3 protein-coding genes are annotated in these 4,760 nt (G+C 67.5%); 1 reads left to right on the top strand and 2 read right to left on the bottom strand.

Annotated elements, in window-relative coordinates; all coding sequences use genetic code 11:
* Positions 1-24: 24 nt before the first annotated feature.
* Together GA0115259_RS33575 and lepA are read right to left on the bottom strand one after the other, a co-directional pair.
* Positions 25-1,914 carry an AMP-dependent synthetase/ligase gene (locus GA0115259_RS33575; protein ID WP_093603925.1) on the bottom strand — a complete coding sequence of 630 codons (1,890 nt, stop codon included), beginning with the start codon at positions 1,912-1,914 and terminating at the stop codon, positions 25-27.
* Positions 1,915-2,244: 330 nt separating this feature from the next.
* A complete protein-coding gene (lepA, locus tag GA0115259_RS33570) occupies positions 2,245-4,116 on the bottom strand; it encodes a translation elongation factor 4 (protein WP_093603923.1) in 1,872 nt (623 codons plus the stop codon).
* 209 nt (positions 4,117-4,325) lie between these two features.
* Here lepA and rpsT point away from each other — a divergent pair, with 209 nt between their 5' ends.
* On the top strand, positions 4,326-4,592 hold the full coding sequence (gene rpsT, locus GA0115259_RS33565; RefSeq protein WP_066942594.1) for a 30S ribosomal protein S20: 267 nt from the start codon (positions 4,326-4,328) through the stop codon (positions 4,590-4,592).
* Positions 4,593-4,760: the final 168 nt, after the last annotated feature.

Raw genomic sequence — 4,760 nt, 5'->3', positions numbered from 1 at the left:
GGCTCGGGACGCGGCCCCGCCCGCTCAGGCCTCCCGGGACCCTTCGTACATCTCCTCGATCAGAGCCTTGTACTCCCGCTCCACCACCGGCCTCTTGAGCTTGAGGCTCGGTGTCAGCTCACCGTGCTCGATATCCAGATCGCGCGGCAGCAGCCGGAACTTCTTGATGGTCTGCCAGCGCTGGAGCCCCGCGTTGACGCGCTGCACATAGCCGTCGATGAGCTGCTGGACCTGCGGAGAGGCGACCACCTCGGCGTACGGCCTGCCGCCCAGTCCGTGCTCGGCCGCCCAGCCGAGGATCGTCGGCTCGTCGAGCGCGATCAGCGCCGTACAGAAGTTGCGGTCCGCGCCGTGCACCAGGACGTTGGAGACGAACGGGCACACCGCCTTGAACCGGCCCTCGACCTCGGCCGGTGCGATGTACTTGCCGCCCGACGTCTTGATCAGGTCCTTCTTGCGGTCGGTGATCCGCAGATAGCCGTCCGGGGACAGCTCGCCGATGTCGCCGGTGTGGAACCAGCCGTCCGGCTCCAGCACCTCCGCGGTCTTCTCGGGCAGCCCGTGGTATCCGGCCATGATCCCCGGGCCGCGCAGCAGGATCTCGCCGTCGTCGGCGATCCGTACCTCCGTACCGGGCAGCGGCTTGCCGACCGTGCCCGTACGGTACGCCTCGCCCGGATTGACGAAGCTGGCCGCGCTGGACTCCGTCAGTCCGTATCCCTCCAGGATGTGGATCCCTGCGCCGGAGAAAAAATAGCCGATCTCGGGCGCGAGCGCGGCGGAGCCGGAGACCGCGGCCCGCAGCCGCCCGCCGAACGCCTCGCGCAGCTTGGCGTAGACGAGCGCGTCGGCGACCTTGTGCTTGGCGCCGAGGGCGAACGGCACGGACGCCGTGCCCGTACGGCGGAAGTTGTCCTGGGAGACCTTGGCGTACTCCCGGGCGATCCCTGCCGCCCACTGGAAGATCTTGTACTTGGCCGGACCGCCGGCCCGCGCCTTGGCCGCGACGCCGTTGTAGACCTTCTCGAAGATGCGCGGTACGGCCGCCATATAAGTCGGCTGGACCACCGGCAGATTCTCGATGATCTTGTCGACGCGTCCGTCCACGGCGGTGACATGCCCGACCTCGATCTGCCCGGACGTCAGCACCTTGCCGAAGACATGGGCGAGGGGCAGCCACAGATACTGCACATCGTCCTTGGTGATCAGCCCGGTGCCCGCGGTGGCCTTGGCCATGTACGACCAACTGTCGTGCGCCAGCCGTACGCCCTTGGGCCGGCCGGTGGTGCCCGAGGTGTAGATCAGGGTGGCGAGCTGGGTGGAGGTGATGGCGCCGACCCGCTCCTTGACCGCCTCCGGGTGCGTGACCAGATACTCCGTGCCGCGCGCCTCCAGACCGGCCAGGGAGAGCACCCAGCCCTCCGGATCGCCCTCGGCGGGCAGCGCGTCGGCCGCGTCGATCACGACCACATGGCCGAGCTGCGGCAGTTCGCCGCACCGCGCGCGGGCCTTGGCGAGCTGGGCGGCGTCCTCCGCGATCAGGACGCGGCTCCCGGAGTCGGCCAGGATGTACGCGGACTCCTCGGCGTTGGTCGACGGATAGATCGTGGTGGTCGCGGCGCCCGCGCACATCACACCGAGGTCGGCGAGGATCCACTCGACGCGGGTGGCGGAGGCGAGCGCGATGCGCTCCTCCGGCTGAACGCCCAGCGCGATCAGACCGGCGGCCATCGCGTACACCCGCTCCGCCGCCTGGGCCCAGCTCAGCGAGCGCCACTCGTCAGGGCCCTGGCCCGTGGTACGGGGGACGGGATGGCGGTAGGCCTCCGCGTCCGGCGTGGCCGTCACGCGCTCAATGAAGAGAGCCGCCACGGACGGCGGCCGGTTCTCGATCAAGTTCTGTGTGTCGCTCACGACATCCTCCGGGCCCGCGCGCAGCGCTGCGTGACTGATCCGACCGACTGGGTGTGACTGATGGGTAACTAACTGGCGAGTAACTAAGGGATCAGTGATCAGACTAGAGGCCGCCTCGCCGGTACGTAAGGGGCAGCAAGGCGCCGCTTCAAAACGAACCCGCCCGAGCGCGCCCCGTACGCCCGTACGCCCACCGCCTCTACGTCCGTACACACCACGGTCAACGACGACGGGCCCGCACGCCACAGCGTGCGGGCCCGTCGCGCAGCGCATCCGTCCGCGTGCGTCCGCGTCCGCCCGCGCCCGCCCGCCCGCAAGGAACAGGCGCGGCTACTTCTTGCCCTTGCCTCCACCGGACTCGTCACTGGACAGCACCGCGATGAAGGCCTCCTGCGGCACCTCCACGCTGCCGACCATCTTCATCCGCTTCTTGCCCTCCTTCTGCTTCTCCAGCAGCTTCCGCTTACGGGAGATGTCACCGCCGTAGCACTTGGCGAGGACGTCCTTGCGGATGGCGCGGATGGTCTCGCGGGCGATCACCCGGGAGCCGATGGCGGCCTGGATGGGCACCTCGAAGGCCTGGCGCGGGATCAGCTCGCGCAGCTTGGCCACGAGCCGCACGCCGTACGCGTAGGCCTGGTCCCGGTGGGTGATGGCCGAGAAGGCGTCGACCTTGTCGCCGTGGAGCAGGATGTCGACCTTGACGAGCTGGGCCGTCTGCTCGCCGGTGGGCTCGTAGTCGAGCGAGGCATAGCCCCGGGTCTTCGACTTGAGCTGGTCGAAGAAGTCGAAGACGATCTCGGCGAGCGGCAGGGTGTAGCGGATCTCGACGCGGTCCTCGGAGAGATAGTCCATACCGAGCAGCGTGCCGCGCCGCGTCTGGCAGAGCTCCATGATCGAGCCGATGAACTCGCTCGGAGCGAGGATCGTGGCCCGTACGACCGGCTCGTGCACCGAGTCGATCTTTCCCTCGGGAAATTCGCTCGGATTGGTGACGATGTGCTCCTTGCCGTCCTCCATCAGCACGCGGTAGACGACATTGGGAGCGGTGGCGATCAGATCGAGGCCGAACTCGCGCTCCAGCCGCTCGCGGATCACATCGAGATGCAGCAGTCCGAGGAAGCCGACACGGAAGCCGAATCCGAGAGCCGCGGAGGTCTCCGGCTCGTAGACCAGCGCCGCGTCGTTGAGCTGGAGCTTGTCGAGGGCGTCACGCAGCTCGGGATAGTCCGAGCCGTCGAGCGGATAGAGGCCGGAGAACACCATCGGCTTGGGGTCCTTGTAGCCGCCCAGCGCCTCGGTCGCGCCTTTGTTCAGGGTGGTGATCGTGTCACCGACCTTGGACTGGCGTACGTCCTTCACACCCGTGATCAGATAGCCGACCTCGCCGACGCCGAGACCGTCCGCCGGAAGCATCTCCGGCGAGTTCGTACCGATCTCCAGCAGCTCGTGCGTGGCGCCGGTGGACATCATCCGGATCCGCTCGCGCTTGTTGAGCTGGCCGTCGATGACTCGTACGTAGGTCACGACTCCGCGGTAGGAGTCATAGACGGAGTCGAAGATCATCGCGCGGGCCGGCGCGTCCGCGACACCGACCGGCGCCGGTACGTCCGCCACCACGCGGTCGAGCAGGACATCGACGCCGATGCCCGTCTTCGCCGACACCTTGAGGACGTCCTCGGGCTGGCAGCCGATGAGATTGGCCAGCTCCTCGGAGAACTTCTCCGGCTGGGCGGCCGGCAGGTCGATCTTGTTCAGCACCGGGACGATGGTGAGGTCGTTCTCCATCGCCAGATAGAGGTTCGCGAGAGTCTGTGCCTCGATGCCCTGGGCGGCGTCCACCAGGAGCACCGTGCCCTCGCAGGCCGCGAGCGAACGGGACACCTCATAGGTGAAGTCCACATGGCCCGGCGTGTCGATCATGTTGAGGATATGGGTCTTCCCCTGGTCCTCACCCGTGGTGGGGGCCCAGGGCAGCCGGACCGCCTGGGACTTGATCGTGATACCGCGCTCGCGCTCGATGTCCATACGGTCGAGGTACTGAGCACGCATCTGCCGCGAATCGACGACTCCGGTCAACTGGAGCATCCGGTCGGCGAGCGTCGACTTGCCGTGGTCGATGTGCGCGATGATGCAGAAGTTGCGGAGCAGCGCCGGGTCCGTACGACTCGGCTCTGGCACGTGGGTAGGGGTCGCGGGCACGCAGGGTCCTGATTCTTGAGACGCGCGGCGTCTCGTCTCGGGTCGACTCGGATCGATACGTAGCCTCCATCGTCCCATGGGTGCGGGACTGCGCCCGGTTTGGGCGGGTCGGAGGGCGGCTGGTAGCGTGGTCAGCTGTGTCTCGTGCCGTCTCGGCGCGGGACGGGTTCAGTTAGTGATTCATCAAAGCTGAAAAGGCTGTATTAAACGTGGCGAACATCAAGTCCCAGATCAAGCGGAACAAGACCAACGAGAAGGCACGCCTGCGCAACAAGGCTGTCAAGTCGTCGCTCAAGACCGCGATCCGCAAGGCCCGTGAGGCCGCTGCCGCGGGCGACGTCGAGAAGGCCTCCGTGGCCGCTCGTGAGGCCTCCCGCAAGCTCGACAAGGCTGTCTCGAAGGGCGTCATCCACAAGAACGCCGCCGCCAACAAGAAGTCGGCGCTGGCCTCCAAGGTCGCTTCCCTTCAGGGCTGAGCCGTTCCGCTCCACTTGATTTGACCGCCGGAAGGGACTCAGCGGGCCCTCTCTACCGCTCCTGACCGGCACTCCCGGACTCGTACGCGACTGCGTTCGCCACGCGGGTACGAGTCCAGCCTCAAGACACCGGGCCCCGGCGCCGTCCTTCCCCAGGACGGCGCCGGG

Source organism: Streptomyces sp. MnatMP-M17 (genome assembly GCF_900091995.1).
Taxonomy (GTDB): Bacteria; Actinomycetota; Actinomycetes; order Streptomycetales; family Streptomycetaceae; genus Streptomyces.
The sequence above is the reverse complement of the archived record's forward strand: the minus strand, read 5'-3'. Positions and strand labels throughout refer to the sequence as shown.